General features: G+C 71.9%; 3 protein-coding genes. All 3 read right to left on the reverse strand.

The window, feature by feature from the left end:
- Positions 1 to 747, reverse strand: a 747-nt coding sequence (murD, locus tag MVA01S_RS29300; RefSeq protein WP_082762421.1) for a UDP-N-acetylmuramoyl-L-alanine--D-glutamate ligase, incomplete at its 3' end; no start/stop codon positions are given.
- 1 nt (position 748) lies between these two features.
- The gene (gene mraY, locus MVA01S_RS29305) at positions 749 to 1828 is read right to left on the reverse strand and encodes a phospho-N-acetylmuramoyl-pentapeptide-transferase (protein WP_003933045.1); all 1080 of its coding nucleotides are present in this window, start codon (positions 1826 to 1828) and stop codon (positions 749 to 751) included.
- Positions 1825 to 3079 (reverse strand): UDP-N-acetylmuramoyl-tripeptide--D-alanyl-D-alanine ligase (locus MVA01S_RS29310; RefSeq protein WP_060941817.1); only part of this gene is annotated, 1255 nt, incomplete at its 5' end. The genes mraY and MVA01S_RS29310, both read right to left, overlap by 4 nt.

Genomic DNA, 3079 nt, shown 5'->3' on the forward strand with positions numbered 1-3079 from the left:
CCCGAGCTCGCCCGGGCCCGGCTCCCCCAGCCGGAACGCGACCTTCACCTCGGCCGGGGCCGCGGCCAGCAGCTCGGCGGCGATCGCGTCGTCCACCCCGCCCACGGCCACCCGGCCGGTCAGCGCGCGAGCCTTGTCCCCGGCGTAGGCCGCCATCGAACCGTGCCAGTCCAGGTGATCCTCGGCGACGTTGAGCACGGCGCCGGCCTCCGGGCGCAGCGACGGTGCCCAGTGCAGCTGGAAGCTGGACAGCTCGACGGCGAACACGTCGGCCGGCTGGTCCAGTTGCGACAGCACCGGGTCACCGATGTTGCCGCACAGCACCGCGCGCCTGCCCGCCGCGACCAGCATGGCGTACAGCATCGACGTGGTCGTGGTCTTGCCGTTGGTGCCCGTCACCACCAGCCACTGCCGGGGCGGACCGAACCGGCCGGAGCGGTCCAGCCGCCAGGCCAACTCCACGTCCCCCCACACCGGGACGCCGGCGGCGGCCGCGGCGGTCGGGATCGGCGCGGCCGGGGGGATGCCGGGACTGACGACCACGAGGTCGAAGTCGGCGATCCGATCGACCGCAGTGGCCGGATCGAGGACCTCGGCGCCCCGCTGAGCGGATGCGGTCAGCGCGGTCGGGCTGTCGTCGGTGAGGGTCGCGCGGACGCCGAGAGGCGTCAGCGCGGCCAGCACCGCACGTCCGGTGATCCCGGCGCCGACGACCAGCACGGTCGAATCGGCCCCCAACGGTTCCATGTCAGGCACCGACGGTGGTCAGCCACTCGCTGTAGAACAGAGCCACACCGAGACCGCAGGCGATGGCGGTGAGCAGCCAGAACCGGATGATCACGGTCGTCTCGGCCCAGCCCACCAGCTCGAAGTGATGGTGGAACGGCGCCATCCGGAACACGCGGCGCCCGGTGGTGCGGAACGCCAGGATCTGCACCACCACCGAGGTGACCTCGGCGACGAACAGCGCGCCGAGGACGACGGCCAGCATCTCGGTGCGGCTGGTGACCGACAGGCCCGCGATGATGCCGCCCAGTGCCAGCGACCCGGTGTCACCCATGAAGATCTTGGCCGGCGCGGCGTTCCACCACAGGAAGCCGATACAGGCGCCGGCGGTGGCCGCGGCGATGATCGCCAGGTCCAGTGGATCGCGGACGTTGTAACACCCGACCCCCGGGCTGGTGGCGCACGCGTTGCGGAACTGCCAGAACGTGATCAGCACATAGGCCGCGCAGACCATCGCCATCGCACCGGCGGCCAGCCCGTCGAGCCCGTCGGTGAAGTTCACCGCGTTCGACCAGGCGCTGACCACGACGACGCAGAACAGCACGAACACCGCGGGCGCGAGCGTCACGGTGGCGATCTCGCGGACGTAGGACAGCTCGGCGCTGCCCGGCGTCAGGCCGTCGGCGTTGCGGAACTGCAGGGCCAGCACGCCGAACAGCACCGCGGCGATCAGGATGCCGACGGTCTTGGCGGTCTTGTTCAGCCCGAGGTTGCGGGCGCGGCGGATCTTGATCAGGTCGTCGAGGAAGCCGACCGCGCCCAGCGCGGTGGCCAGGCCGAGCACCAGCAGACCCGATGCCGACGGACCCTTGCCGTCGATGAGCACCCCGACCAGGTGGGTGCCGAAATAGCTGGCCCAGATGCCGGCGATGATCGCGACCCCGCCCATCGACGGGGTGCCGCGCTTCTTGTGGTGGCTGGGCGGCCCGTCTTCGCGGATCTCGTGGCCGAACCCCTGCCGGGTGAACAGCCGGATCAGCACCGGGGTCAGCAGGATCGACACCGTCAGGGCGATCGCGACCGCGATGAGTATCTGCCTCATCGGTCACCATCGCTGGCGGTGTCTTCCGCGCCGGCGGCGACGAGCGCATCGGCCAACGCGCCGAGACCCGCCGAGTTGGACGCCTTCACCAGCACCACGTCACCGGGACGCAGCTCGGCCCGCAGGATCTCCAGCGCGGCGTCGGCGTCGGCGACCGGGGTCGCCTCGGAGCCCCACGACCCCTCCATGACCGCGCCGTGCAGCATGGCGCTCATAGGCCTCCCAGATCCGACGACGATGAGTCGAGAGACATCTAATCGCACCGCCAGCCGTCCGATGTGGTCGTGTTCGGTAATCGCGTCGTCGCCGAGCTCGGCCATCTCCCCCAGCACGGCCCAGCTGCGGCGCTTGGGTGCGTCGCCCCGACTCATCCACGCCAGCGCCTTCAGCCCGGCGCGCATCGAGTCCGGGTTGGCGTTGTAGGCGTCGTTGATGACGGTCACCCCGTCCGCGCGCGTGCTCACCTGCATGCGGTGCCGCGACGCCGGACCGGCCCCGGCCAGCGCGGCGGCCACCTGCTCCAGCGACGCGCCGCACTCCAGTGCGACGGCCGCCGCGCACAGCGCGTTGGACACCTGGTGGTCACCGTGTACCGCGAGCGTCACCGCAACCTCACCGGCGCCGGTGTGCAACGTGAAAGACGGCCGGGCCAGGGCGTCGAGCGTCACGCCGTCGGCGCGCACGTCGAGTCCGTCGGCGCCGCGGCCGACCCGCACCACGCGCGCCGCGGTCTTGTCGGCCATCGCGGCCACGACGGGGTCGTCGGCGTTCAAGATCACCACGCCGTATTCCGGAACCGCCTGCGGCAGTTCGGATTTGGTCGCCGCGATGGCCTCGCGGGAACCGAACTCGCCGAGGTGGGCGGTGCCGACGTTGAGCACCACCGCGATCGACGGCGGCGCGATGCGGGCCAGCGCCGCGATGTTGCCGGGGTGGCGCGCCGACATCTCCAGCACCAGGAAGTCGGTCGAACGCCCGGCCCGCAGCACGGTCCACGGGTGGCCGAGTTCGTTGTTGAAACTGCCGGGCGGAGCGACGACCTCGCCCAACGGCGCCAGCAGCGCGGCGATCAGGTCCTTGGTCGAGGTCTTGCCCGACGAACCGGTGATGCCGACGATCGTCAACCCGCCCGCGACGAGTTCGGCCGCGACCGCAGCGGCCAACCGGGCCAGCGCGGCCAGCACCGCGGCGCCCGAGCCGTCGGCGTCGTGTTCGAGCACACCGGCGGTCCCGACCGCCGCCGGATCCGGG

The sequence above is a fragment of the Mycolicibacterium vaccae NBRC 14118 = CIP 105934 genome, from assembly GCF_001552715.1.
GTDB lineage: Bacteria > Actinomycetota > Actinomycetes > Mycobacteriales > Mycobacteriaceae > Mycobacterium > Mycobacterium vaccae.

Coding starts and splice junctions, on each gene's coding strand:
- mraY (WP_003933045.1), bottom strand. CDS start 1,828: ATGAGGCAGATACTCATCGCGGTCGCGATCGCCCTGACGGTGTCGATC.